Raw genomic sequence first — 24,053 nt, 5'->3', positions numbered from 1 at the left:
CGGCCGAGCCGCCGTCAGGCGTTCGACCCTCGCCGGTCCGAGTCCCACCATCGCCAGTCCTACGCTCGGCCGAGCGACGTTGTCCATACGATCCGGCTGACCGCAAGAGGTCGGACGATTCGGCGCAGCTCCCGTGTTCTTGGACAGCCGATATTCAAGGCCCACATCGCCGGGACGGAATTCCATCACCCTCGCGATAGCACTGTGCGAGGTCGTTGTGCGTCCAATCCAAAGGGAGCGCGCCTAGGACGGAGACCAGTGTGATCGTCACTCTTGCAGATGTGGTCTCGAGTGTGCTGACCGAAGCCATCGTGGGTGGGGCAGCTCGACTGGCCATTGCGGTAGGCCGGGTATCACGGCGGGGTAGAGCTGAGAACACCGAAGTCAGAACGATCCTCGACTCCGCGGCAGATGTCCTGGCCCCCCGGGTCAGGGACTGGCCGCCGGATATCCAGGCTCAGTTGGCCGAGGCAATGGACAGCCCGCATGTCCTGGCCTACGTGCACGAACTTTTCGCGTTGCGGTTCACGGGTGTCCCTCGCGCGGAGATCGATCGGCTTGGACGTTCGTTCCGGGACTTGTTCCCCGGTGAGCTGGACCCGTACGCCTACGAGATCTTCATCTGCCTCGACGATCAGATCTTCGCCGCCGTTGAGAGTTTGCGCGCCACCATGCCCGTGGAGTACCGCGACCGCAGGCAGGACGCACAACTCGTGCTCATCACGGCGACACTGAACGCGATCTCCCGGCATATCGCGTCGATCTCGACCATCTCCGACGACGGTGCCGACCGCCGGTTCCTCGACGCCTACCGGCGTCAGGTGCTCGATCATCACGGCCGCCTCGAGCCGCCCGACTTCGAACGCCGCAGGCGGATACCGATCGACGACATTCTAGTGGCCCCTGGCATAGTCTCCGTTCCGGACGACCCTGAGCACGCCGAGCGGTTGGAACTCGCCGCGTTCGCTCAGCGCATCGACCGGTCTGTTCTGCTAGGTGATCCCGGAGCCGGCAAGACCACCGCTTGTCACGCCTTGATGCATATGCATGCCATCGAGCCGCGTACACGGGTACCGTTTCTGGTGACGCTGCGGGAATTCGCCGTCGAAGATCCTCCCGCCAGGTCGGTGGTCGAGCACATCGAGCACATTCTGCGGACCTTTTACCAGTGTCCCCCGCCCGCAGGGTTGGTCGAGCGACTGCTGCTCAGCGGCATGGCCATGGTCATCTTCGATGGGCTGGACGAGCTGCTGGACACGGGCCGGCGCGGTGACGTCGCCTCCATCGTTGAGCGCTTCTCGGTCGAGTATCCCCTCGCCTCGATCCTCGTCACATCCAGGGTCATCGGATACGACGAGGCGCGGCTGGACGACCGGCAGTTCGACTGCCACCGGATCGCCGGTTTCGGGGAGCAGGACGTCCGAGACTACGTCGCCAAATGGTTCGCCCAGGAGCGCATGACGGCGGCCGAACGCGAACGCGATGTCCACGATTTCCTCGCCAGCAGTGCCTCTGTCGCCGACCTGCGCACCAATCCGCTGATGCTGGCGCTCATGTGCATCCTCTACCGGGGCGAGGGCTGGATTCCCCAGAACCGCCCGGAGATCTATGAGCAATGCGCTTCGCTGCTCTTCCGCCGCTGGGACATCCGGCGCCGTATCCGCACAGAACTACGTGCGCACACGATGGTGGAGCCGACCCTCCATCATCTCGCATATTGGCTGTTCACCGAACGTTCCGCACAGCCGTATGTCACCGAACACGAACTGACCGCCCGGACCGCCGGCTTCCTGCTCACCCGCGGCTTCGAGCAGCGCGACGACGCCCTCGCGGCGGCCGATGAGCTCGTCAGGTTCCTGCGCGGCCGGGCATGGGTGTTCAACGACGTCGGCACCTCCCCGCGCGGCGAGTCCTGGTACGCCTTCACCCACCGCACTTTCTTGGAGTACTTCGCCGCCGCTCGCCTGGCCGGCCTGCACGACTCCCCTGCCGACCTGGGCGCCGAGATCCGCCCGTATGTCGTCCGCCAGGAGTGGGACACCGTCGCCCAGCTAGCAGTCCAGATCAAGGACCGCACCAGTGACCGAGGCGCCGAACGGCTCTTCCGAGCCCTCCTGGCAGGAGAGCAGACCGAAGAGGAACGCGAGAACTTGCTGGGCTTCCTCGGCCGCTGCCTCACCTTCGCCCAACCCCCCGCCGAGATCGTCCGCAGTCTCGCCCGCGAGGCCGCCCATTACGCCTTCCGACCCAACGAGGCCGGCTCGCCCCGGCTACGTGCGCTCGGCTGGATCATGTACGGCGGCACGTTCTATACCGATCTCATCGCCGAGGAGATCGACGCCGTCCTCACCATCCACCTGGCTGACGCGGAGACCCAGGAACTGGCCCTGCTCATCGGCATTTCCCTCGATGACCTGCCCTGGCTGTATCAACCCGAGCTGCGCGGCGGCCCCGATCACTGGAACGAGGCTGCCGAGGCGTTCTCCCTCAAACACGCTGACAGCCTCATGGCGCTCGCCCCAGGCAACCTGACCCTCGCCGTCGAAGCGTTCCGCATCCGCCGGCTGGACATCACACACATCGTCCGACACCACGGCATGACCGCTCTGCTGCGTTCCACTCCGCACGTGAAACATCACGACGGCTCCGGCTACAGCTACTACCGCAATCAGCCCCTCAGCACCATCCTCCTCGGCGACCCCACAGCATTCGTCCCGGTCGACACATCTCCCGACTCGGATCTGACATGGATCGTCCGCCAGCTCGACCTACTGGGCCGCCACCTCCCTGACCTTCCCGCCCCTCCCTGGGCGGACAGGTCCGCCTCGGACCTGGACATGTCGATCAACAGGTACTGCCCAGGACTGCCCCACAGCACTCTCGACCTGCCGAACACACCGCATGTCGCGCTGGCTCTGGCAGTCGTGCTATTCATGTCCGCCGAGGTCGACCATGACCCCGATGGCCTCACGGCTCTCGTGGAAGCGACCCCGCACCTGGCGCCCTATGCCCCGTACCTGCGACAGCGCTTCGGCTACGAGCCCCCGCCACCCCACCCCGCCAGCCTCCTGGAGCGCTGGGCCGCGCACCAAGTCGACTTCACCGCCCCGGATTCTGTGGGGTGAGCCTGCGAGGGCGCTCTTGATGCCGGGTTGGTTGAGGTTGGACGCCGCCTTGCCGGGACGGCAACGGCGTCTTGAGCGCTCTGAGGCACTTTGTGCTCCTTCTCGGCGAGATCGAGTTGTTCGGGCTTCTTGTTGATGCCTTTCTGACGGTCTGCGGCGTGAAAGCGGTTCGGGTGGTGAGCGGAGTAGAAGTGACGACCATCCTCCCGGAGGTGCGAATGACGGACCCAGCGGAAGGGGCGGCAGCGTGACCGCCCCACCCGACACGGCCCCGACGGACGCGGATCTGCTCGCCGCGTCCGTCCACGACAGTGACTGCTTCACCACCGTCTACGACCGGCATTACGCCGACGTCCACCGCTATGTCGCCGGACGCCTCGGCCCGCAGACGGCCGACGACGTCGTGGCTGAGACCTTTCTCGCCGCGTTCCGCCGCCGCGCCGTCTTCGACCCGTCCCGCGGGTCCGTCCGGCCCTGGCTGTTTGGCATCGCGACCAACCTGATCGCCCAGCACCGCCGCGCCGAGACCCGCCGCTACCAGGCGCTCGCGCAGGTCGGCGCGGACCGTCATCCCGGCGGCCACGACGACAGGGTCGCGGCCTCGGTGTCCGCCGAACGGCTCCAGCCGTCACTGGCCCGCGCGCTCGCCGCGCTGTCCCGCAAGGACCGCGACGTCGTGCTGCTCAAGGCCCTCGCCCAACTCACCCACGAGGAGATTGCCGACGTCCTCGACATCCCGTACGGAACCGTCGGGTCCCGCCTGAACCGGGCGCGCAAAAGCCTGCGCGCCGCACTGCCCGCTGACACGGAAGGACTGTGACCATGGACGAACTCCAGATGATCGTCACAATGCTGGACGAGCCGCCCACGCCGGAGAGCGAGGCCGCCGTCCGGCATCGCCTCCTCAACGAGATGCGTGAGCCGGAGCGGCCGACGCGCCGCGCCTGGCGCCGTCCCGCCATGTGGAGCGGCATCGGCCTGACCGCCACCGCCGCCGCCCTCACGGGGGTGGTCGTCCTGTCGTCCGGGACCACCCCGCGCGCGCCCGACCCCGGCCACCGTCCAGCCGTCCAGCCGATGTCGGCGAAGACGGTGCTGCTCACCGCCGCCGAGCACGCCGAGGCGGCACCGACCACCGGCCGGTACTGGCATGTCCTGACGGTGCAGTCGAGGGCTTTTTACAATGAGCGGGGAAAGTACTGGATGCTCGGGCAGCAGCTGATCGGGCAGTGGAGCCGACCGGACGGACGGTCCTGGACGGGATACCGGGGCCTCGGCGCCGTTCCCATGTCCCCCAAGGACGCGCCCGCCTTCCGGCGGGACGGCTCGCCCGACCCGAACCCGATCTCCCCCGCGCTCGACAAGGACACCACGGCGAAGACCTTTCTGGTCTGCGACAGACAGATGACGTTCAAGCAGGTCCAGGCACTGCCGACCGACCCCGGCAAGCTGAGGAGCGCTCTGCGGCGGGCGATCCCGCGCAACCACCCCACCGCGGGCCGGACAGCGGACGAGGTCGTGAAGAACTGCGTGACCGACCTGCTCAGCTTCGTCCCCGCGTCTCCGAAGGTGCGCGCCGCCGCCTACCGGATGCTCGCCGCCATGCCCGGGGTCACCTCCATGGGTGAGGTCACCGACGAGCGCGGACGCAAGGGGGTCGGGCTGCACGTACGGGTCCTGCGCGGCGTCACCGACACCGTGATCATCGACCCGAACACCTCGCTCGTGCTGAGCACTGCGCGCTCCGCTCCCAACGTCCCCGGCAAGGTCGACAAAGAGCTGTACCTCCAGGTCGGCTGGACCGACGGCGGTCCGAGAATCCCCACGCTCCCCTAACCGTTGACCTGTGGCGTGCCGCCCTACACGCGAGGCTGCGCAAGGGCGGCACGCCGCACCTCGACCGAGGAGAGTCCGGCGGGCTGGTGCCGGCTCGCGGCTCAACGACGAAGCGGCCGGGGTCCGATCGCACGGGGCCCCGGCCGCCTTCGCGTGCCGTCCGGCTACTTGGGCGGCATCAGGACGGAGTCGATGATGTAGACGGTGGCGTTGGCGGTCTGGACGTTGCCGCAGACCACGTTCGCCTTGTCCGCGCCGACCGTGTAGGAGTCGCCGGAGCCGCTGGTGGTGAGGGCGGCGCTCTGCAGGGTCTTGAAGCTGCCGGCCGACAGCCCGTCCGGCGTGATCTTCTGGCCGACGACGTGGTAGGTCAGGATGCTCTTCAACGTCTCCTTGTCGGCCATCACCTTGTCGAGAGTGCCCTTGGGGATCTTCTTGAACGCGTCGTTGGTCGGCGCGAACACGGTGAGGTTCTGGGCGGAGTTCAGCGTGTCGACGAGTCCGGCCTGCTTGACCGCGCTGACCAGCGTGGACAGCACCGGGTTGTTGGACGCGGCCGTCGCGACCGGGTCGGTGGACATGCCGCTGAAGCTGCCCTTGCCGGAAGCGGGGACGGCCGAGCAGGCGGGGCCGAACGGCTTGTCCGTCGCGGGCCCCGCGGCGGCGGTGCTGGACGGGGCGGGAGCGGACGTCCCGGCGGACGCTGTGGTGGAGCCGTTGTCGTCGTCTCCGCCGGAGCAGGCCGCGAGCCCGGCGGTCAGGGCCGCCGCGGACAGGACGCCGAGGGCGATTCGGGTGTACTTCATGGTGGGTTCCTTCGGGATAGGTGGGCTGTCGATTTCGTCGGCTGCCGCGGTCAGGTCACGGTGACCACCACCGAATGCCAACCGGTGGCCCCGTCCGGGACGGGCGGTGACCGGTGCTCGGGTTGGGTCGTTCCGGTCCTGTCGGTGGCGCGGACGCGGAGCGTGTGCGAGCCCGGGAGGGCGTTCCACTCGGCGATCCACTGCCGCCAGGTGTCGATGCCGGGGACCGGTGCGAGCCGCGCCGGACGCCAGGGCCCGTCGTCGACCTGCCATTCGACGGCGTCGACGCCGCGGTGCTGGGCCCAGGCGGTGCCGGCGACGGCGACGGGTCCGGCTTCGAGGCGGGCGAACGGCTTGGGGACGTCGATGCGGGAGAAGGTCTTCACGGGCGCGCGTTCGGCATAGCCGCGTCTGGTCCAGTACGCCTGGTCGGTCGCGAACCGGGTGACCTTGAGGTCGACGACCCACTTGGTCGCCGACACGTATCCGTACAGGCCGGGCACCACCATGCGGGCGGGGAAGCCGTGCGCCACCGGCAGCGGCTCGCCGTTCATCCCCACGGCCAGGAGCGCGTCGCGGCCGTCCAGCACGCTCTCCAGCGGGGTGCTGAGCGTCATGCCGTCGGACGAGCGGGACAGGATCTGGTCGGCCCCCGACCGCACCCCGGCCCTGCGGAGCAGCGGCGCCAGCGGTACGCCGAGCCAGCGGGCGTTCCCGGCCAGGACACCGCCGACCTGGTTCGACACGCACGACAGGGTGATGTCGCGTTCGATCAGCGGTTGGCGCAGCAGGTCGTCGAACGTCAGCTCGACGGGGTGCGCGACCATGCCGTGGATCCGCAGCGTCCAGTCCCGGGGATCGACCTGGGGCAGGACGAGCGCGGTGTCGACCCGGTAGAAGTCAGCGTTGGAGGTGCGAAACGGCGTCATCCCAGGGACCCGCACCTGGGCGCCCACCGGGACCTCAGGCGCCGGGCTGGCCGGACGTGGCAGCTGCACGTCCGCCCGGACCGACGAGACGTCGCCGCGCCGCAGCAGCATCCGCCCGGACACGCCGCTCACCACGGCGACGCCGATCACTCCCGCCCCCGTCAGCAGCGCGCGCCGCCGACCGATCTCGGCACCGGGAGCGGGGACTCGTGGGGCCTCGGCGTCCTGCTCGGGCTCCGTCGCGGGCTCTGGTCCGGTGGTGTCGGGACGGCGTTCTGGCCCGTCCGTCCGGCCGCTGGCCACGGTTCCGGTTGCGTTGCCGTCTGCCGGGGTAGCGATGCCGTGATCTGTGGCGCGGGACTCGGGAGTCGGGTTGGGAAACAGGCGGATGCCCGGTGTCAGCAGAGCCAGGGCGGCCATGCCCGCGAGCGCGCCGACCGTGGCCGGCACCGCGTCGACCGGCTCGGCGACCGGCCTGGTCAGAGCCGCGACGACCCCGACCGCCCCGAACGCGGCGAGCCCGATCAAGCCCCAGGCGAGGCGGTGTCGGCTGAGCAGCCCGATGGCCAGCGCGGCCAGGACGATCCCGGCTCCGAGGCCGAGCAGCAGGACCGTCTTGTCGTCGCTCCCGAAATGGCGGATCGCGAAGTCCTTCAGCCACGCCGGGGTGAGGTCGATGAAGCCCGCGCCGACCGCGAGCAGCGGCGAGGACGACGCACGGCCGAGCGCCCCGGCCGCAAGCTCCGCGACTCCCATCGCGGCGGCGGCGGCGAGAAGTCCGCGCAGGGCGGCGGTGACCCACCGCAGTCGCCTGGTCGCTCGTCTCGCTGTCACACCGGGTGTTCGGGGCAAGGCGTCGGGTGGATGGGTCGAGTTTTCACCGAGTTCTGGACCCATCCAGGAGGGCGTCGGCGCCGAACCACCGATGTGGAGATGACCGAAGCAACCGGCAAGCCGCCCAGAACACTGAAGCCGGTCGGTGACACGCCGCGGGAACCACCCGATCTGGCCGCGTTGCTCGGCCGTGTCGCTCGCGGCGACCAGGACGCTTTCGGGCAGGTGTACGAGCTGATGTCCAGGCCGGTGTACGGGTTGGCGCTGCGGGTCGTCCGCGATCCGGCGCAGGCGGAGGAGATCGCGCAGGACGTGCTGGTCGAGGTGTGGCGCAAGGCGTCGCACTACCGTCCCGAACGCGGCAGCGCGACGTCATGGGTGCTGACCGTGGCGCACCGCCGCGCCGTCGACCGGGTCCGCTCCACCCAGGCCGACCGCGACCGCGAGGAGCGCGCCGCCGCGCCCGCGCCCGACTACGACGAGGTCGCCGAAGAGGTCGGCACCCGCCTGGAACACCAGCAGGTGCGCTGCTGCATGCGCGGCCTCACCGAGACGCAGCGCGAATCGATCACCCTGGCCTACTACGGCGGCTACACCTACCGCGAGGTCTCCGAACTGCTCGGCGTCGGCCTCGCCGCCGTCAAGACCCGGATGCGCGACGGACTCATCCGGCTGCGTGACTGCCTGGGAGCGCAGCCGTGACCCACGACCCGCACGACCTGACGGGCCCCTACGTGTTGGGCGCGCTCGGCGACACCGAACGGCGCCGCTTCGAACGCCACCTGCCGCGCTGCGCCGCCTGCGCCGACGAGACCGCCGGACTCCGCGAGACCACGACCTGGCTGGCGCTCGCCGTCGCCCGCCGTCCACCGGACCGGCTCCGCGGACGCGTCATGGCCGAGGTCGCCCGGACCCGGCAGTCGCCCCCTCCGCTCGGCCGCCGCCTGCCGTCGCCCCGCACCGGCGGGCTGAGCCGACTCGCCGCCGCGGCATGCCTGGTCCTAGCCCTCATCGGCGGTGGCACGACATGGCACTTCCACCGCTCCGCCGAACACGCGCAAGCCCTCAACCGCCAGGTCACGGCAGTGATGACAGCACCAGACGCGTACACCTCCACTGCCCGCACCCGAACGGCCACCATCACCGTCGTGTCGTCACGCTCGCTCGGCGAAGCCGTCGTCACCACAGCCCGCCTGCAACGCCTGCCACCGGCCAAGACGTACCAGATGTGGTGGCTCGGCCCGGCCCCGCCGCGCTCCGCCGGAACCCTGACCCCCTCGGGAGAGCCGCGCCCGCTCGTCACGACCGGCCTCGGCAACGCGCAACGCTTCGGCGTCACCATCGAACCCTCCGGCGGTTCCCCCCAACCGACCAGTGCCCCGCTTCTGACCCTCGCCCTCGGCTGACCACGACCGACCCGGCATGCCGGTAGGAGCCGAGGACGTCATCAGCCCTGTGATTATCGGGTGCCTTATCGGCGTGGCGCCTTAGCTGGGACTTTGGGCGGGTCGATCCAGAGACGGGGAGCGTGAGGGTCGCGGAGGCGGCGGAGAAAGGACAGGACTCCGCTGCTACCCGTCGCCCAGCCGCCGCTGGTCTCATGCTGGGTGTGGTCGGGGAAGACGGGGGCCGTGGGAGTACCGCCGGCGCGGTCGAGGATGTGCGCGGCGACGGCGGTGGCGTACCGGTGGTAGGTGGCGTCCTCGGTGGCCTGGTGCAGGTCGAGGTAGAACTCCCCCAGGCCCGACAGACCGCAGCACTGCGAGACGACGATCATGGTCGGGGCCAGGCGCAGGCAGGTGGTGGCGGCTCGGCGGGCCAGGTCCAGATCCAGATCCAGGTGCAGTGGGTCCGCGGAGGTGGCGGCCCGGGTCAGGACCGCGCCGATTCCGGCCAGACCTTGGCAGAACGAGGCGTGCATCGGTCGGGCGGACGATCGCTCCGCCGCCTCAAGGAGCGCCGGAAGGTGTCGGCTCAGGATGGAGAGGTAGTCGCGCGCCGTCGCCTCGATGGACGAGTCGCCGGTGGCGTCGTGCAGGGCGTGCAGGAAGTGGGCGGCTCCCGCCAGCCCGTGAGCGAAGCCAAGGGACTGGGACACAGCACTGCAGTCGTCATAGTCGACGTCCGAGTCGTGCACGACGGAGGGGGCGCGGGCGATGAGGTGCTCGGCGTAGTGGGCGGCGGCACGGAGGTGGGCGGCATCACCCGTGACGTGCCACAGGTGCACCTGTCCCAGACCGATTCCCGCGAGCCCATGGGTGAAGTCGTGCTGCTCGACACGATGCGGTGGCGGCGTGGGAAGGCCGACGGCCATGGTGAGCAGGGTGTCATCGTTGAGGGCACGGCCCGCGGCCGCGGCGAACAGCGCCGTGCCGGTGGTGCCCATCATCAGGGACGCGGGCGCCTGCTTGAGGGTGAGCAGCCCGCACGACCAGTGGGCCAGTGCGCGGACCAGATCACCGATGCCGGGGCGGTCGAGGTGGTGAAGGAGTTCCATACCGATTCCGGCGGCTCCATAGGACGCGCCGGCGGGGTTGGGGAATCCGCCGGGCGACCGGTCCTGGCCGGTCAGCAGGGCTCTGGCGTGGACGATGACCTGGTCGAGGGTGTGGCCGGTGATGGCGGGCAGGTCGAACGGCCGCCGCGCCGGCGGAGATCCGTCAGGCGCGCGGCGCGAACGACGGCCGCTGCGTAGTTCCCGGGCGGCGGCGCAGCGTTCGGCGGGTTCGGGGCTCATGAGGCCGACGATCACGCCGGTGTGGTCCCGGCCGTCCAGCAGGGCGGCGATCCGGTCGACGTCGTGATTGCGGATGTCGCCGGTCAGCCAGACCGGGGCCAGTCCGGTGACGGCGTAGAAAAGGGTGGCGCCCAGCGAGTAATAGTCGTCCTCGACGCATGGAGGGCGCCGCTGTTCCTGCTGTGGGGAGCTGTAGCCCGGCGTCCAGCCGTGCAGAGCAGCGCCTTCGACGTGGCTGATCTGGAAGTCGATCAGGTGCGGGCGACCGCGGACGTCCATGACGACATTCTTGGGCGCGACGTCACGGGCGATGATCCCGTGCCGGTGGACCTCGTCCAGCGTCGACAGCAACGCGGCGGCGAGATCGTCGGCGGCGCGCCCGGGGCGGTCGGGGCGGTCGCCGCCGGTGGTGAACGGACCGTTGTCGACGACGTCGCGTACCAGGGTGTGCGCTCCGAGGTCGGTGAGCGCCAGGTAGTCGGCGACCCCGTGCCGGAAATGGTCGATCACCTTCGGTACGCCGGGGACGTCCCGCAGAAGGTGCAGCACCTGGCGTTCGTGGCTCAGCCAGGTCCGCGCGTCGCGCTGTTGCTCGTCCTGGTTGATGTGGGCGAGCGCCTCCTTGAGGATCACGCTGGAGCCGCCGCGGCGGTCGGCGGCCCGGTAGACGCCGCCCTTGGCGTTGATGGTGATCGCTTCCTGGACGAGGTACCGCCCGCCCAAGGTGATCGACTCGGGAACGGGCTCGTCCCCGGAGGCCGCTCGGTCGGCGGGCCGCGCTGTGCCGCGTACAGGTGTCGCCGCGTCGTCCTGGGCGGGCTCGGCAGCGAACGGATCGTCCAGCCACGGTGGCGTCCACACGACCGGGCCCGCCTCGCCCGGATGCGGCCGCCCGTCGGGATCGACGACGCTCAGGTACAGGTCGCCGTTGTCGTTGAACTCCAGGCGGGCGCGGAACGGCCCATAGCGGTAGTAGACGGGGGCGTCCGCCCGCACCCGCCGGTCGCTGTTGATCCGGGGGCCGCTCAGCCCGGTCAGCGCGTCGGCCAGGTCGCGCGCCAGTCCGGTCACCTGGTCGGGCGCCGGGTAGACGGTCATGGCCTTGCCGACCGCGCCCGGCGGCGTCTGCACGGAGTTGAGCTCGTCCAGATGCTCGTGGGAACGGATCACCTTGAACCGGCAGGGAGCCGCCGTCAGCACCGGGACGGCGCGCCGCAGCGTCTCGGCCAGCGCCGCGGGGTGCGCGGACACGTGGAGCTTCCATCCCTGTTCGGGAGGTTGGAAGCCGGGATCGTCCACGTCGAGCCACATGCCGACGGGGGTCACGACCCGGCCGCTGCTCGCCAGCAGATCGCTGAGCAGTCCGGCGGTCTCCTTCTCGTGTTCTGGAACGCCGCCGGCGAAGCCGGGTCGGTGGCTGGTCCCTCGCGTCACTGTTTCGACCTCGCCCGGAAAGAGGGCCGGAGCGGACGGAAATTGTCCGCCCCGGCCCGGACTTCATGGAATTGACGGCAATTCGTCCTCTATCAGAGGGTGTAGCCGTCGCAGCGGATCGTCCAGCCGGAGACGCAGGTATTGCGACACGCCGATCCGGCGATGTTCACCTCGTCTGTGCTGGGCGCCATGGCGAACAGGCCGGTGGTGTCGACCGCGTCCGCTTCGCGTGGTATGGGGAGCTCAGTTGACAAGACCCCTCCTTTCTTTGTCGTATTCGGACGATTACTTAGAGTAATAGTAGTTGAATGGGAATGGCCACCGCTTGGACGGCAAAGCCTGTGGAGATTGTTGGGAGTGGGATCGGTGACGTCCCGGCCGTGCCGACCGGCCCCCGGGCTCAGGGTTCGGTGGTCGGTTCGCGGTGCCCGCCGCTCGTGGCGGTGTCGTCCGCCGAGCGGTAGGCGGATGCCTGCAGGGCGTACAGCTCGGCGTACAGTCCGCCGCGTGCCATCAGCTGCGGGTGTGTGCCGTGCTCGGTGATGCGGCCGCCGCTCAGGACGTAGATGCGGTCCGCGTGCCGGACGCTCGCGAGCCGATGGGTGATCAACAGGACGGTGCGGTCGCGGTCGGCGGCATGGGCGCGGATCTGGTCGAACAGGTGGTGCTCGGCGCGGGCGTCGAGGGCGGCGGTGGGTTCGTCGCAGATCAGGAGCGGCGCGTCCCGGTAGAAGCCGCGGGCGACCGCCAGCCGTTGCCATTGCCCGCCCGACAGCTCGCGTCCGTCGTGGAATCGCCGGTCGAGAAGGGTGTCCAGCCCGTGCGGCAACTCGGCGATCACCTGGGCGGCGCCGGCCGCGGCGACCGCCCGCTCCACGGCGCGCCGGACACCGGGCGCCGCGGCGTCGTCCCCCATGGTGACGTTGTCGGCGGCGGTCATCGGCCAATGGGTGTGGTCCTGGGCGACGACCGCGATGGAACGTCGCACGACGTCGGGGTCCAGGTCGTCCACCAGCAGGTCATCCCAGCGGACATGCCCCCGCTGGGGAAGGTACAGACCGGCCAGGATCTTGGCGAGCGTGGTCTTGCCCGACCCGTTCTCCCCGACCAGCGCCACGATCTCGCCTCGCCGCAGCCGTACCGACACCCGGTGCAGCGACGGGACCGCGCTGTCGGGATAACTGAAGGTGATCTCTTCCGCCCTGATCTCCCGGAACCGCTTCAAGGTCTCGCTCTGGCGCACCGCCTCGGTCTCGGTGCACGACGACCGGTCGCCGCGGGCTCCGCGTACCCACGCCTCCGCCCGCCGGCAATAGGCCAGGTAGTCGCTGAAGTACAGGCCGTCCTCGTAGCAGCGGTTCAGCGAGTGGACCAGGCTGACCAGGGAGGCCTGTCCGGCACGGATCGCCAGCACCGCCGTCCCGGCGACGGCCAGCGGCATGGCGCCCCACCACAGCAACGCCCCCAACGCCGTGTACATCAACGCGATCGTCAGTCCCTTGACAACATCCCCGAAGACGCGCGTCCTGGTCTGGCGCCACGCCAGGTCCAGCGACACGGCGCGGATGTGATCGGCGAGTTCGGTGTACCGGCGCAGCAGAAAGCCACGGACCGTGAAGGAACGGATCTCGGCCGCGTGCAGCCGCTCGGTCATCAGATCGGCCATGATCCAGCTCCGCCGCTGGACCTCCACCAGGCTCAACTGGGTGAGATACCCGAGCCGGGCCGCCGCGACCGCCGCCCACGCCTCGGGGAGAGCGGTGAGCAGCAGCAACGGCAAGAGCACCGGATGCAGGACGCCCAGCGCGCCGGCCGCCGCCGCGACTCCGACCACGGCGGTGAACAGCTCCACCGTGTGGTCCACCATCAGCGGGGCCGACTCCGCGCCCCGCAGGCGCGCACGGTGCAGGTCGTCCTGAAACTCGGGATCGTCGAAGGCCGCCAGCTCGATCGCGGTGGTGACCTCGTACAGCCGGCGCTCGACGACCTGCTGGACCTGGGGCCGCAGCCGGGCCTGCGCCCACTGCGCGACCGCCGCGCACGCCGCGCGGAGCGTTACGGCCGCCCCTACGAGCAGCAACTGCGGCGCCGCGTCCCGCACCCTGTCCGGCGTGGGCCCGGCGGAGAACAAGGAGGTCAACACACCGGCCGTGGCCAGCAGCCCGAACGCGGTGAAGACACCGGCGACGACGTTGAACGTGACGGTGACGACCTGGTCGACCCTGTTGGCCCGCCACCCCAGCCGCAGAACCTGGCCGACCAACGCGGGCAACCGCCGGGACATCGTGAGCATCCCGGTCTCCGCCAGCTCGGTCGCCTTGTCGTACCGGGTCTGCCCGCTCAACTGCGGCCCCAGCGGCACCGCCCTCGACCGTCCCCCGCGCCGTGCCCACCGAACGAGCAGCCGCATCACCGCCTCCACACCCCCTCAGAGGATGAAGCGACACCACCCGCCCCACCCGGCGTCCCTCAGAACGACACCCGTCGATAACTAAGAGTCACTGACGAGGTGCTCTATGTCAGGAGATCCTGAAATTCGCACCGCCCCCGACCGCCCCTGCCCCCACGCCCGGCATGGTGCGCGCAGCCCCTCCACGAGCAGGCACCATGTGTGTACCAGGGCCGACCTGGAATCTCATGGGCGCTGAGATGGTTGGCGACAGTGTGAAGAAGATTGGTTTCCTCTCGTTCGGCCACTGGAGTGACGGCGCGGGCTCGCAGACCCGGTCTGCGCAGGACGCCCTGCTGCAGTCGGTCGATCTCGCCGTGGCCGCGGAGGAACTCGGTGCCGACGGCGCCTACTTCCGGGTGCACCATTTCGCCAGGCAGCTGGCTTCTCCCCTGCCGCTGCTGTCCGCGATCGGCGCGAAGACCTCGCGTATCGAGATCGGCACCGGCGTGATCGACATGCGGTACGAGAACCCGCTGTACTTCGCCGAGAACGCCGGGGCCGCCGACCTGATCTCCGGCGGGCGCCTGCAACTGGGCATCAGCCGAGGATCACCGGAACAGGTCATCGACGGGTGGAGGTACTTCGGGTACGAGCCGTCCGAGGGCGACACCGATGCCGACATGGCGCGCAAGCACACCGAGGTACTGCTCACCGTGCTGCAGGGCAGAGGCTTCGCCCAGCCGAATCCGCGGCCGATGTTCCCCAATCCGCCCGGGCTGCTGCGCATCGAGCCGCATTCCGCGGGGCTGCGCGACCGCATCTGGTGGGGCTCGGGCTCCAACGCCACCAGCGTTTGGGCGGCCGAGCTGGGCATGAACCTGCAAAGCTCCACGCTGAAGGACGATGAGACCGGCGAGCCGCTGCACGTCCAGCAGCGCAAGCAGATCGAGGCGTACCGGCAGGCGTGGAAGGATGCCGGACACGAACGCGAACCACGCGTGTCGGTCAGCCGCAGCATCTTCGCGCTGACCAGCGACCTGGACCGCGCCTACTTCGGCCGCAACGCCGACTCGGGCGACCACATCGGAATGATCGACGAAAAGACCAGGGCCATCTTCGGGCGCTCCTACGCGGCCGAACCCGACGTGCTGGTCAAGCAACTCGCCGAAGACGAGGCCATCCAGGCCGCGGACACGCTACTGCTCACGGTTCCCAACCAGCTCGGCGTCGACTACAACGCACACGTCCTGGAGAGCATCCTGACCCACGTGGCCCCCGAACTCGGCTGGCGCTGACGCGAACCCGCCCTTCTGAGCGCGGCGGAACTCTCCAGGGCCGCGATCAGACGAGGGCGGTACCCACGCTCGCGGGGCGGAGAGCGTTTCTCGGACCCCCTGTATGCTCCGGACATGTCGCTGGATCGTGGGTTTTTCACGTCGTGGTGCGGCGAGGTTCCCTGGTCGTCGGAGAGGTTCGCCGCGGTCGGCGCTGAACACTCGAGGCTCTCGTGAGGGTGCTCGATCCGCGCGACCGGATCGCGCTCGCCGACCTCGTCTCCCGGTACGCCCTCTACGCCGACCACGTCAAATACACCGCTCTCCTGGGTCTCTTCGCCGACGACGCGGTGCTCGTCCTGCCGGACCCTCCCGAGCAACTCGAACCCGTCCACTCCTTCCGGGGACGAGACGAGATCGCCAAGGCGCTCCGATCCCTGGAGAGGTTCCCGCGCACGTCGCACGAGATCGTGGGCCAGGTATTCGATCCGGGACGCGAGAACGCGACGGCGACCGGGCAGGTCGCCTGCGTCGCGCACCATCTCAACGAGGACGAGCCGGGAAAGCCCACCGACTTCGCCTGGCATGTCCGCTTCAGCGACGCCTACCGGCGGGAGGGCGGCTTCTGGCGGATCGAGCGCCGGACCGTCCAGATCGACTTCATCGAGAAGAGACCGATCTGGTGCTGGAGAGATTGAGCACCAAGAGCGTCGCCTCTCAGATAACCCTGGTCGGCTTCCTCACCGGCCTCCTGCGCGGATGGCCGGTGGGTTGAGGCGGGCGCGCCTCGGCGGGGCCGAGTGAGCGATCGGGTCCAGGTTCTGTGTCCGAGCGCGGGTCAAGCGCTGGCGCAGGCGAAGCAGGTACGGGCGGACGGACGCGCCTCCAGGCGTTCCACCGCGATGGGACCGCCGCATTGCTCGCACACGCCGTAGGTACCGTCGTCGAGCCTGCCCAGCGCGTCGTCGATTTCGGCCAGACGTTCGCGGGCCCGGACCAGGGACGCCTCGATCCGAGCGCGCTCGAAGGCGATGGTGGCGCCCTCGGGATCGTGCTCATCGTCCACGTTGGCCTGCGCCGACGCCTCGACGACACCGTCCCAGTCAGCGCTCAGCGACGCCACCAACTCGAGCATGCCGACACGCTCAGCGATCAAGCGTTCCTCCACCGTAGCCACAACACGACAACGCCAACGGCACCACCACTTCTTCCAACCCGTCCGGGCAGGTGACCAGAGCGCGGACCTGGCGGTCGGCGATGTCGGTTCGTCCGGCGGGCAGTTGCACTTGCGGCAGTCCGCACGCAAGGCGCGGGCGTGGGCGAAGGTGGAGCGGACGCCGTCGAGCAGGTGAGGGATTGGCGGGGTGTGGTGTGGGTAGCGCCAAATGATGATCTTTGACGGCTTCACGATGGATCGGGTCGATGTCGGTGAGGTCGAGTTGCGGGTGCGGCACGGTGGGACGGGATTGCCGGTGCTGCTGCTGCACGGTCACCCTCGGACGCACGCCACCTGGCACAAGGTCGCTCCTGCGCTCGCGGACGAGTTTCGTGTGGTGTGCCCGGACCTACGCGGTTACGGGAAGTCGTCCAAGCCGCAGACCGACGCCGACCACACCCCGTACTCCAAGCGGGCGATGGCCCGGGACATGGTGAACCTGATGCGGGCGCTCGGACACGAGAAGTTCGCGGTGGCGGGGCATGACCGCGGGGCGCTCGTGGCGTTCCGGACCGCGATGGACCATCCGGAGGCGGTCACCGCGTTGATCCCCATGGACGGGCTCCCGGTGGTCGAGCATCTGGAGCGCTGCGACGCTCGTTTCGCGGCGGAATGGTGGCACTGGTGGTTCTTCGGACAGACCGACAAACCCGCCGAGCGCATCATCAGTGCGGACCCGGATGCCTGGTACACCGCCACCGACGAGCACATGGCACCCGAAGCCTGGGACGACTTCCGCGAGGCGATTCACGATCCGGCGACCGTGCACGGAATGCTGGAGGAATATCGGGCCGGTCTGGGAATCGACCGGCGGCATGACGAGGACGACCGCCGCGCCGGTCGCCGCGTCCGGTGCCCGACACTGGTGTTGTGGTCGTCCAAGGACGACCTGGAAGACCTGTACGGCGACCCGGTGCGGATCTGGGCGGACTGGGCCGACGACGTCCGCGGCCATTCCATCGACTCAGGCCACCACATGGCCGAGGAGGCCCCCGAGCTTGTCGCCGACGCGATCCGCACTTTCCTCAATGAGCGAGTCCGTCGAACCTCGTCTGGCGCAACCTAGGTCACCGCTCCACCCGAGCCACGCTGAACTACCTCCCACCGAACTCCACGGCACGTGCAGTGGCTGACCGCACGACCGGACCAGTCACCCGAACAGCACCGGCGGCCCCTCGGCCCATCAATCGCCTCGTAGCCACGGCGTGAGAACTCTCCCTCGATCCCGATCGAGGCGTTCTCCGAAGGGCCGTCGCGAGCCCCCGATCGCGTTGGCCGTGCATGTCGGTCGCGGGCCGACCGGCGCGGCGGGTCAGGGACGTCCGTCGGCGAATGCTGAGCGTGCACGAGCCGATCCATGCGCCTGGCGCGGCTCCCGCCGCCCTGCCCGCCCGTCGCGGCGCCACTCGTGGCAGCGGCCTGGACAACCCACGGACCACCGCGCACGGGTACGCGAACGTAGGGTGCAACTATACGAAGCGGCAATGGCAATCATCGAGACGAATCAAGCCCCTTGAAACGCCTTTCTAGGACATGACCACCCGCTGAGGCGGAGTCTTGAACGCTAACCGGGACATTCGCGTTAAGGATGTGAAGGTGTGTAGGAACTGCGGGCCAGCGCTACCGGAGGGATGGCAGACACCGGCGAACAGGGCGTAGTTCCAGTCCCGGAAACGGGCCGTCCTCGTCATGTCGATCAGCAAGTCGCCATCGGCTGCTTGCCGTATTCGTCCGGACACCATGACGATCGGTACAGCGATCACCCGCACAGCTGGCACACCAACCAGCGCTGACCCGTCGGGGGCCGCCCACCGCACGGCCCCCTTGCGAGACGGACTCGGGACTACCAGGTGTGGGCCACGTCGACGATGAGCCGCGTGCCGCCGCCGTCGCGCGGGAGCGTGAGGACCCGGAACGGCAGGCGCGCCCGCACGCCCAGGCCGATCGTCGTCTGACCCTCGAAGGAGCCCGCTCCGGCTACTTGCCGGAACGTGGTGTAGCCGGTGACGTCGGCGAGGTTGGGCGAGCTGGCCGGGAATCCCGTAGCGGCGGCCGCTTGGACGATGACCCGCAGCTTGGCCCCGCCGCGCAGCGGAACCGGCTTGCCCGAACCCTCCTGGAGCACCTGGTCGACGTACTCGGTTCGGTAACCGAAGCCCGACCCGGCCACCTCGATGACCAGTCGGTCATAACAGGACTGAGAGCCGGTGCGGACCCGCTCCAGCGGACCCTCCGAGTGACCGCTCAGCGTGCCCTTCGGCAGCGATCCCCATGTCGTGTCGCACGCGGCCGACGCGGATGTGCCGAGACCCCCGAGAAGAGCGGCCGACACGACGAACGTCAGCAATCCTCCAAACAGTCTGCGCATTCTGGACCTCCATCACCCAAAGCGATATCGATCAAGAAGACGCCCCTCGCCCGCCGATGGTTGGCCCCGGAGCATGGCCGAATGCGGCGGCCCGCAACGGACCACTCGTCCCCGCACAACCCCGGCGGAGTCGGTCTGGCAGCCCCGCGCTACCCGGGCGGGCTTGGCCATCCTCCTCGCGGCCGGGCTCGCGTTGGTTCGCGGGCCGCTTGTGGGATGGCGGGGGTTCGGTTCGGGTGTTGGATCGCCTACTACAGTTGTGGCGGTTGGGTGAGGGCGGCATACGCCGCCTCCAACTGCCCCAGCGGTCGACGCGACGGACCGCGCGGCACCCGCCTCACCCCTTCGCGCGCAGGACGTCGGGTTCCAGGTAGATCAGCCGCGCGATCGGCACGGCCGCGCGGATGCGGGCCTCGGCGTCGTTGATCGCGTCGGCGACCTCGCGGGCGTCGTCCTGGAGATCGACGGCGATCTTGGCGGCGACCAGCAGCTCGTCCGGGCCGAGGTGCATGGTGCGCATGTGGATCACTGAGGGGACGTCGCGGCCCTCCAGGATCGCCCGCTTGATGAGGCGGATCTGCTCGGGTCCGGCGGACTCGCCGATGAGCAGGCTCTTGACCTCGGTGGCCAGCACGATCGCGATGGCCGCGAGCAGCACGCCGATCGCCGCGGTGCCGATGCCGTCCCAGACGCCGTCGCCGGTGATCAGGGTCAGGCTCACCCCGGCGAGCGCGAAGACCAGGCCGGCGAGCGCACCGGTGTCCTCCAGGAGGATCACCGGCAGCTCGGGCGACTTCGACCGCCGGACGAACTGCACCCAGCTCGAGCGTCCCCGGCTGCGGTTCGACTCCTTGACGGCCGTGCGCAGCGCGGTCCCCTCCAGGGCGATCGCGACCAGCAGCACCGCGATCGGCACCCACTGCCACTCGTCAATGGAATGCGGATCGCGGATCTTGTGCCACGCCTCGTACAGCGCGAACAGTCCGCCCAGGCTGAACAGCACGATCGCGACCAGGAAGGCGTAGATGTAGCGTTCGCGCCCGTACCCGAACGGGTGCTCCTCGGTCGGACGGCGCTCGGCGCGCTTCCCGCCGATCAGCAGCAGCGCCTGGTTGCTGGAGTCGGCCACCGAGTGGATCGCCTCGGCCAGCATCGACGACGACCCGGTCAGCGCGAACGCCACGAACTTGGTGACCGCGATCCCCAGGTTCGCGCCCAGCGCGGTGAGGACGGCCTTGGTGCTTCCTTCGGCGCTCACGCACTCCCCCGGCGGATGAGACTGTCATGGTCCGGACGAGGACCATCCCTCTTTGGCGCCCGGCTAAGCGTAGGAGGCGATCGCCGGGAGCATGTCCTGCAGGGTGCGTCCCTGGCCGGGTTCACCGATCGCGGCCATCTTCCACCCCGCGCCCTGCCGGTAGACGCGGGCCATCACCATCGTGGTGTGCCGTCCGCCGCCGGTGAGGGTGTACCGGGTCAGTTCCTCGCCGGTGCTCTCGTCGACGAGCCTGCAGAACGCGTTCTCGACCTCCTCGAAGGTCTGGCCGCTGAACGAGCTGACCGTGAACACCAGCGACGTCACGTGCACCGGCACTCGGGACAGGTCCACCAGCACTGATTCGTCGTCGCCGTCCCCGACGCCGGTGAGGTTGTCGCCGGTGTGCCGGACCGAGCCGTCGTCGCTGGTCAGCTTGCCGAAGTAGACGACGTCGGCGACGCCGCCGTCGGCCAGCAGCACGCAGGAGGCGTCCAGGTCGATGTCCTGCTCGCGCTGCTTGCCGAACATGCCCTTCTTCTTGATCGCGTCCCAGCCCAGGCCCATCCGGACCATGGTCAGCGTCCCGCCGGGCTTCTCCAGCGAGACCCGCTGCCCCTTCACCATCGAAACCGCCACGCCTGGCTCCTCTCACCGCCGACCGGCCGCGCCCGTCCGAACGGCGGGCACGTTTAAACTACACTTGTAGCAGATTGCGTGCCGCGGCGTCGGCGGCTGCGGCGAGCGGACCAGGACGGTGTCGACGAGGACGCCGATCGCGACCGCCAGGCCGACTTCGGCGACGGTGACGTCCGGCATTTGGGCGAGCGCGAGGAAGGTGCCCGCCAGCACGAGTCCGGCGGCGGTGATGGACGCCGGCGGTGGCGGTGAGGCCGCGTCGGACGGCGTCCGCCGTGGTCGCGGACGTGGGTGAACAGCAGCGCCACGCCCAGGAAGGCGGCGCAGGAAAGCAGGACGGTGCCGAGCAGCATCAGCGGCGCGACGACCGACCTCAGCAGCATCCCGAGGACCAGGGTGATCGCCAGCAGGGCGAGCGGGACGATTCGCAAGGCGTCGTCAAGCGCGGCATTCCGATAGTCCGGTAGTCCGTCTGGATCGCCGGGGCCCCGCCCACGAGCACGCCGGGCCCCGCCTCGGTCAGCCGGTCGCGGAGGCGACGACGATCCCGGACGCGGCGCGGCATCGGCGAGCGCCCGCCTGGTACGAGCCGTCATGTGCTCTCTGGCCCCGCGGTGGCCTCGGTCATGTCCCTCAGCCCATCGCCATGGACGGAACAACTCTCAAAGTAGAGCTGTTATGATTTTCAAGCTACAACACTAGTAGGCTTGTTCATGTGGCTGTCCGAGAGGTGATCGGCCCCGCCAAGAACACACCCGCCACACCATCCGCCACCGCGCCGCCGACCAGCCCAAACCGGGTGACGCAGGCCGTGCTCCCCGTAAGGAGACCTTCGTCATGACCACCACGCACTACCCCATCGCGATCATCGGCGCCGGGCTCGGCGGCCTGACCTTGGCCCGGGTCCTGCACACCCGCGGCATCGAGGCGGCCGTGTTCGAACTGGAAGCCGGACGGCATGTACGCACCCAGGGCGGCATGCTCGACATCCACGATGACTCCGGACAGGTCGCGCTGCGCGCCGCCGACCTCCACGACGGCTTCCAAAAGATCATCCATCCGGGCGGCGAGGGACTACGGCTGCTCAATCGCGACGCGACCGTCGCTTTGCACCAGCCGGACGACGGCACCGGCGACCGTCCCGAGGTCGACCGCGGAGACCTGCGCGACCTGCTCCTGGACTCCCTGCCCGAGGGCACGATCCGCTGGAACGCCAAGGCCACCGGCGTCCGTTCGCTGGACGACGCCCCGCACCGCGGCCGCCACGAGGTGACCTTCGCCGACGGCACCGCCATCACCACCGACCTGCTCGTCGGCGCCGACGGCGCCTGGTCGAAGATCCGGCCGCTGGTCTCCCCCGCGCAGCCGTCCTACACCGGCATCTCCTTCGTCGAACTCGACCTGCTGGACGCCGGTACCCGCCACCCCGGCGCCGCCGAGTTGACCGGCAGCGGCTTCATGATCGCCATGGACGGCGAACGCGGGTTCCTCGCCCACCTCGAAACCGACGGCACCCTGCACGTCTACACCGCGCTCCGGGCCCCCGACAGCTGGCTGGACGGCATCGCCTTCACCGACACCGCAGCAGCCAAGACCGCGCTGCTGTCCCATTTCGCCGACTGGGCCCCCGCTTTCCACGCCTTGATCACCGACGCTGACGGTCCCCTGGTGCCGCGCCGCATCAACGCCCTGCCAGTCGGCCACCGGTGGGACCGCGTCCCCGGCGTGACCCTGCTCGGCGACGCCGCGCACCTCATGTCACCGTTCGCCGGGGAAGGCGCCAACCTCGCCATGCTGGACGGCGCCGAACTCGGCCTGGCCATCGCCGACCACCCCGGCGACCCCGAAGCCGCCCTGACGGCCTACGAAAGGGGCTTGTTCCCGCGCAGCGAGACCTCGGCCGCCGAATCGGCCGCCTCGCTGGAGCTGCTGTTCGGCCCCGACCCCATCGCCCGCCTGGTCGGAATGTTCACCAGCCCCGAGCAGCAATGACGCCCCACCCGCCGTCCCAGGCGACCATCAGGCCCCCAGGCGGACGTGCCCCGGTTCCCCACGAAAGGCGTCCAGAAATGATCAAGATCGCAGTCGTCCTGGCCAGCACCCGCCCCGGCCGCCGCGGCGAGGCCGTCGCCGACTGGGTCCTCAAGCACGCCGCCCAGCGCGCCGACGCCCGCTTCGAGCTGGTCGACCTCGCCGAGGTCGACCTGCCCCACCTGGACGAGCCGATGCCGCCCGCCACCGGCCGATACACCCACCGGCACACCAAGGCCTGGGCCGAGACCGTCGCCGGTTACGACGGCTTCGCGTTCGTCACCCCGGAGTACAACCACTCCTATCCCGGGGTGCTGAAGAACGCCCTGGACCGCGTCTACGCCGAGTGGAACAACAAGGCCGCCGCCTTCGTCTCCTACGGCTTCGACGGCGGCGTCCGCGCCGTGGAGGCGCTGCGCCCTGTCCTGGGTGCGCTGCAGGTCGCCGACGTATCCGCGCAGGTCGCACTCAGCTTCCACAACGACTTCACCGGCTTCACCGAGTTCACTCCCGCCGAACACCAGACCGCCGCGCTCACCACCACCCTGGACCAGCTCGTCGCCTGGTCCACCGCCCTGGCCCCCTTGCGCGCCACCGCGTGACCGAAAGAGTCCTAGCAAGCCCTGGAAGGCGAGCGAAGGCATCCGGGGCGTAACAATACGCAGCTCTGCGTAACGGGCAGCAGTCCGGATGTCCGGGACGCGCGCTACGGTGCCCACATGCTCACCCGCCCGACCGGGAACTGGCGCCAACTCGGCACCCACCCCGACTCACTCCTGCAGCGAGTCGACCAAGCACTGCTCACTTTCGAAACCGAGCTGACCACCCTGGACACCACCTCCGACCAGGCCATCATGACCACGGTCGCACACGTGGTCCTCGCGCTGAACCAGATCGACGGCACCGACGACCACAGCTTCGACACCATCGACCGCGAAGAACTCTCCGAGTACATCGACGACGCGCTGACGCGAACCGGAATCGACGTCGAGGCGCTGGCACGCCGACAAGGCATTGACCCGGGCGCGCTCACAGACCAGTGGAGAGACTGGTAAACAACGAAGGCGAGGTTGGTCCGCGCCTGCGGGACCACGATCGTGAACTGTGGCGGATCCGGGCGCAGGTCTGGCGTGGTGGTCGGCTCATGCGGTAGTCACACTCCACAGTGCACGAGGCC

General features: G+C 69.5%; 22 protein-coding genes and 1 pseudogene. 11 read left to right on the top strand and 12 right to left on the bottom strand.

Annotation, left to right across the window (positions count from 1 at the left end):
* The first annotated feature begins 260 nt into the window (after nucleotides 1-260).
* From FXF68_RS35655 to FXF68_RS35645, 3 genes are all read left to right on the top strand, one after another.
* Nucleotides 261-3,125 carry an NACHT domain-containing protein gene (locus FXF68_RS35655; protein ID WP_148767240.1) on the top strand — a complete coding sequence of 955 codons (2,865 nt, stop codon included), beginning with the start codon at nucleotides 261-263 and terminating at the stop codon, nucleotides 3,123-3,125.
* 247 nt (nucleotides 3,126-3,372) lie between these two features.
* Nucleotides 3,373-3,945: an RNA polymerase sigma factor gene (locus FXF68_RS35650; RefSeq protein ID WP_148767239.1), complete on the top strand. Its 573-nt coding sequence runs from the start codon at nucleotides 3,373-3,375 to the stop codon at nucleotides 3,943-3,945.
* A 2-nt stretch (nucleotides 3,946-3,947) separates the two neighbouring features.
* On the top strand, nucleotides 3,948-4,961 hold the full coding sequence (locus tag FXF68_RS35645; protein ID WP_148767237.1) for a CU044_5270 family protein: 1,014 nt from the start codon (nucleotides 3,948-3,950) through the stop codon (nucleotides 4,959-4,961).
* Nucleotides 4,962-5,125: 164 nt separating this feature from the next.
* On the opposite strand, the gene FXF68_RS35640 is transcribed toward FXF68_RS35645, so the two are convergent.
* Entirely contained in the window at nucleotides 5,126-5,767 is a 642-nt protein-coding gene (locus FXF68_RS35640; protein WP_148767236.1) for a fasciclin domain-containing protein, read from the bottom strand.
* A gap of 50 nt (nucleotides 5,768-5,817) precedes the next feature.
* Nucleotides 5,818-7,530: a molybdopterin-dependent oxidoreductase gene (locus FXF68_RS35635; protein WP_342787225.1), complete on the bottom strand. Its 1,713-nt coding sequence runs from the start codon at nucleotides 7,528-7,530 to the stop codon at nucleotides 5,818-5,820.
* A 99-nt stretch (nucleotides 7,531-7,629) separates the two neighbouring features.
* Between FXF68_RS35635 and sigK the strand changes: the two genes are divergently transcribed.
* Nucleotides 7,630-8,232, top strand: coding sequence for an ECF RNA polymerase sigma factor SigK (sigK, locus tag FXF68_RS35630; protein WP_148767235.1), 603 nt, complete (start codon nucleotides 7,630-7,632; stop codon nucleotides 8,230-8,232).
* Nucleotides 8,229-8,936 (top strand): anti-sigma factor, encoded by a 708-nt coding sequence (locus tag FXF68_RS35625; RefSeq protein ID WP_148767234.1) that lies wholly within the window; start codon nucleotides 8,229-8,231, stop codon nucleotides 8,934-8,936. The genes sigK and FXF68_RS35625 overlap by 4 nt, the downstream gene beginning before the upstream one ends.
* A 65-nt stretch (nucleotides 8,937-9,001) precedes the next feature.
* On the opposite strand, the gene lanL is transcribed toward FXF68_RS35625, so the two are convergent.
* The 3 genes from lanL to FXF68_RS35610 all read right to left on the bottom strand — a co-directional run bounded on the left by lanL (nucleotide 9,002) and on the right by FXF68_RS35610 (nucleotide 14,111).
* On the bottom strand, nucleotides 9,002-11,701 hold the full coding sequence (gene lanL / locus FXF68_RS35620) for a class IV lanthionine synthetase LanL (RefSeq protein ID WP_246179119.1): 2,700 nt from the start codon (nucleotides 11,699-11,701) through the stop codon (nucleotides 9,002-9,004).
* A gap of 92 nt (nucleotides 11,702-11,793) precedes the next feature.
* Nucleotides 11,794-11,955: a cinnamycin family lantibiotic gene (locus tag FXF68_RS35615; RefSeq protein WP_148767233.1), complete on the bottom strand. Its 162-nt coding sequence runs from the start codon at nucleotides 11,953-11,955 to the stop codon at nucleotides 11,794-11,796.
* Between the two features lie 146 nt (nucleotides 11,956-12,101).
* Nucleotides 12,102-14,111 carry an ATP-binding cassette domain-containing protein gene (locus FXF68_RS35610; RefSeq protein ID WP_148767232.1) on the bottom strand — a complete coding sequence of 670 codons (2,010 nt, stop codon included), beginning with the start codon at nucleotides 14,109-14,111 and terminating at the stop codon, nucleotides 12,102-12,104.
* Between the two features lie 227 nt (nucleotides 14,112-14,338).
* On the opposite strand from FXF68_RS35610, the gene FXF68_RS35605 reads away from it, so the two are divergent.
* Nucleotides 14,339-15,388, top strand: a complete 1,050-nt coding sequence (locus FXF68_RS35605; RefSeq protein ID WP_246179118.1) for an LLM class flavin-dependent oxidoreductase — start codon at nucleotides 14,339-14,341, stop codon at nucleotides 15,386-15,388.
* Nucleotides 15,389-15,600: 212 nt separating this feature from the next.
* Nucleotides 15,601-16,065, top strand: coding sequence for a nuclear transport factor 2 family protein (locus FXF68_RS35600; protein ID WP_148767231.1), 465 nt, complete (start codon nucleotides 15,601-15,603; stop codon nucleotides 16,063-16,065).
* 140 nt (nucleotides 16,066-16,205) lie between these two features.
* On the opposite strand, the gene FXF68_RS35595 is transcribed toward FXF68_RS35600, so the two are convergent.
* On the bottom strand, nucleotides 16,206-16,502 hold the full coding sequence (locus tag FXF68_RS35595) for a TraR/DksA family transcriptional regulator (protein WP_148767230.1): 297 nt from the start codon (nucleotides 16,500-16,502) through the stop codon (nucleotides 16,206-16,208).
* A 10-nt stretch (nucleotides 16,503-16,512) separates the two neighbouring features.
* The gene (locus tag FXF68_RS42780; RefSeq protein ID WP_187438289.1) at nucleotides 16,513-16,860 is read right to left on the bottom strand and encodes a hypothetical protein; all 348 of its coding nucleotides are present in this window, start codon (nucleotides 16,858-16,860) and stop codon (nucleotides 16,513-16,515) included.
* Here FXF68_RS42780 and FXF68_RS35590 point away from each other — a divergent pair.
* Nucleotides 16,840-17,649 carry an alpha/beta fold hydrolase gene (locus tag FXF68_RS35590; RefSeq protein WP_342787228.1) on the top strand — a complete coding sequence of 270 codons (810 nt, stop codon included), beginning with the start codon at nucleotides 16,840-16,842 and terminating at the stop codon, nucleotides 17,647-17,649. The two genes, FXF68_RS42780 and FXF68_RS35590, sit on opposite strands and share 21 nt — an antisense overlap.
* A gap of 777 nt (nucleotides 17,650-18,426) precedes the next feature.
* Here FXF68_RS35590 and FXF68_RS35585 read toward each other — a convergent pair.
* The 5 genes and pseudogenes from FXF68_RS35585 to FXF68_RS44835 all read right to left on the bottom strand — a co-directional run.
* Nucleotides 18,427-18,951 (bottom strand): AMIN-like domain-containing (lipo)protein, encoded by a 525-nt coding sequence (locus FXF68_RS35585; protein ID WP_148767229.1) that lies wholly within the window; start codon nucleotides 18,949-18,951, stop codon nucleotides 18,427-18,429.
* A gap of 337 nt (nucleotides 18,952-19,288) precedes the next feature.
* Nucleotides 19,289-20,209, bottom strand: coding sequence for a cation diffusion facilitator family transporter (locus FXF68_RS35580; protein ID WP_148767228.1), 921 nt, complete (start codon nucleotides 20,207-20,209; stop codon nucleotides 19,289-19,291).
* A gap of 63 nt (nucleotides 20,210-20,272) precedes the next feature.
* Nucleotides 20,273-20,845 carry a TerD family protein gene (locus tag FXF68_RS35575; protein ID WP_148767227.1) on the bottom strand — a complete coding sequence of 191 codons (573 nt, stop codon included), beginning with the start codon at nucleotides 20,843-20,845 and terminating at the stop codon, nucleotides 20,273-20,275.
* 12 nt (nucleotides 20,846-20,857) lie between these two features.
* Nucleotides 20,858-21,076 carry an MMPL family transporter gene (locus FXF68_RS43470; RefSeq protein ID WP_281292255.1) on the bottom strand — a complete coding sequence of 73 codons (219 nt, stop codon included), beginning with the start codon at nucleotides 21,074-21,076 and terminating at the stop codon, nucleotides 20,858-20,860.
* A gap of 110 nt (nucleotides 21,077-21,186) precedes the next feature.
* Nucleotides 21,187-21,441: pseudogene (locus tag FXF68_RS44835) on the bottom strand (hypothetical protein); the annotation flags it as partial.
* A 241-nt stretch (nucleotides 21,442-21,682) separates the two neighbouring features.
* Between FXF68_RS44835 and FXF68_RS35565 the strand changes: the two are divergent.
* The 3 genes from FXF68_RS35565 to FXF68_RS35555 all read left to right on the top strand — a co-directional run bounded on the left by FXF68_RS35565 (nucleotide 21,683) and on the right by FXF68_RS35555 (nucleotide 23,931).
* Complete coding sequence (locus FXF68_RS35565; protein ID WP_148767225.1) at nucleotides 21,683-22,837, top strand: FAD-dependent oxidoreductase; 1,155 nt, start codon at nucleotides 21,683-21,685, stop codon at nucleotides 22,835-22,837.
* 77 nt (nucleotides 22,838-22,914) lie between these two features.
* Entirely contained in the window at nucleotides 22,915-23,478 is a 564-nt protein-coding gene (locus FXF68_RS35560; RefSeq protein WP_148767223.1) for an NADPH-dependent FMN reductase, read from the top strand.
* A 117-nt stretch (nucleotides 23,479-23,595) separates the two neighbouring features.
* On the top strand, nucleotides 23,596-23,931 hold the full coding sequence (locus tag FXF68_RS35555) for a hypothetical protein (protein WP_148767221.1): 336 nt from the start codon (nucleotides 23,596-23,598) through the stop codon (nucleotides 23,929-23,931).
* Nucleotides 23,932-24,053: the final 122 nt, after the last annotated feature.

This window comes from Actinomadura decatromicini (genome assembly GCF_008121305.1).
GTDB lineage: Bacteria > Actinomycetota > Actinomycetes > Streptosporangiales > Streptosporangiaceae > Spirillospora > Spirillospora syzygii.
The sequence above is the reverse complement of the archived record's forward strand: the minus strand, read 5'-3'. Positions and strand labels throughout refer to the sequence as shown.

Coding starts and splice junctions, on each gene's coding strand:
- FXF68_RS35560 (WP_148767223.1), top strand. CDS start 22,915: ATGATCAAGATCGCAGTCGTCCTGGCCAGCACCCGCCCCGGCCGCCGC.
- FXF68_RS35585 (WP_148767229.1), bottom strand. CDS start 18,951: ATGCGCAGACTGTTTGGAGGATTGCTGACGTTCGTCGTGTCGGCCGCT.
- FXF68_RS35605 (WP_246179118.1), top strand. CDS start 14,339: ATGGGCGCTGAGATGGTTGGCGACAGTGTGAAGAAGATTGGTTTCCTC.
- FXF68_RS35640 (WP_148767236.1), bottom strand. CDS start 5,767: ATGAAGTACACCCGAATCGCCCTCGGCGTCCTGTCCGCGGCGGCCCTG.
- sigK (WP_148767235.1), top strand. CDS start 7,630: ATGACCGAAGCAACCGGCAAGCCGCCCAGAACACTGAAGCCGGTCGGT.
- FXF68_RS35645 (WP_148767237.1), top strand. CDS start 3,948: ATGGACGAACTCCAGATGATCGTCACAATGCTGGACGAGCCGCCCACG.
- FXF68_RS35610 (WP_148767232.1), bottom strand. CDS start 14,111: ATGCGGCTGCTCGTTCGGTGGGCACGGCGCGGGGGACGGTCGAGGGCG.
- FXF68_RS35555 (WP_148767221.1), top strand. CDS start 23,596: ATGCTCACCCGCCCGACCGGGAACTGGCGCCAACTCGGCACCCACCCC.
- FXF68_RS35595 (WP_148767230.1), bottom strand. CDS start 16,502: ATGCTCGAGTTGGTGGCGTCGCTGAGCGCTGACTGGGACGGTGTCGTC.
- FXF68_RS35565 (WP_148767225.1), top strand. CDS start 21,683: ATGACCACCACGCACTACCCCATCGCGATCATCGGCGCCGGGCTCGGC.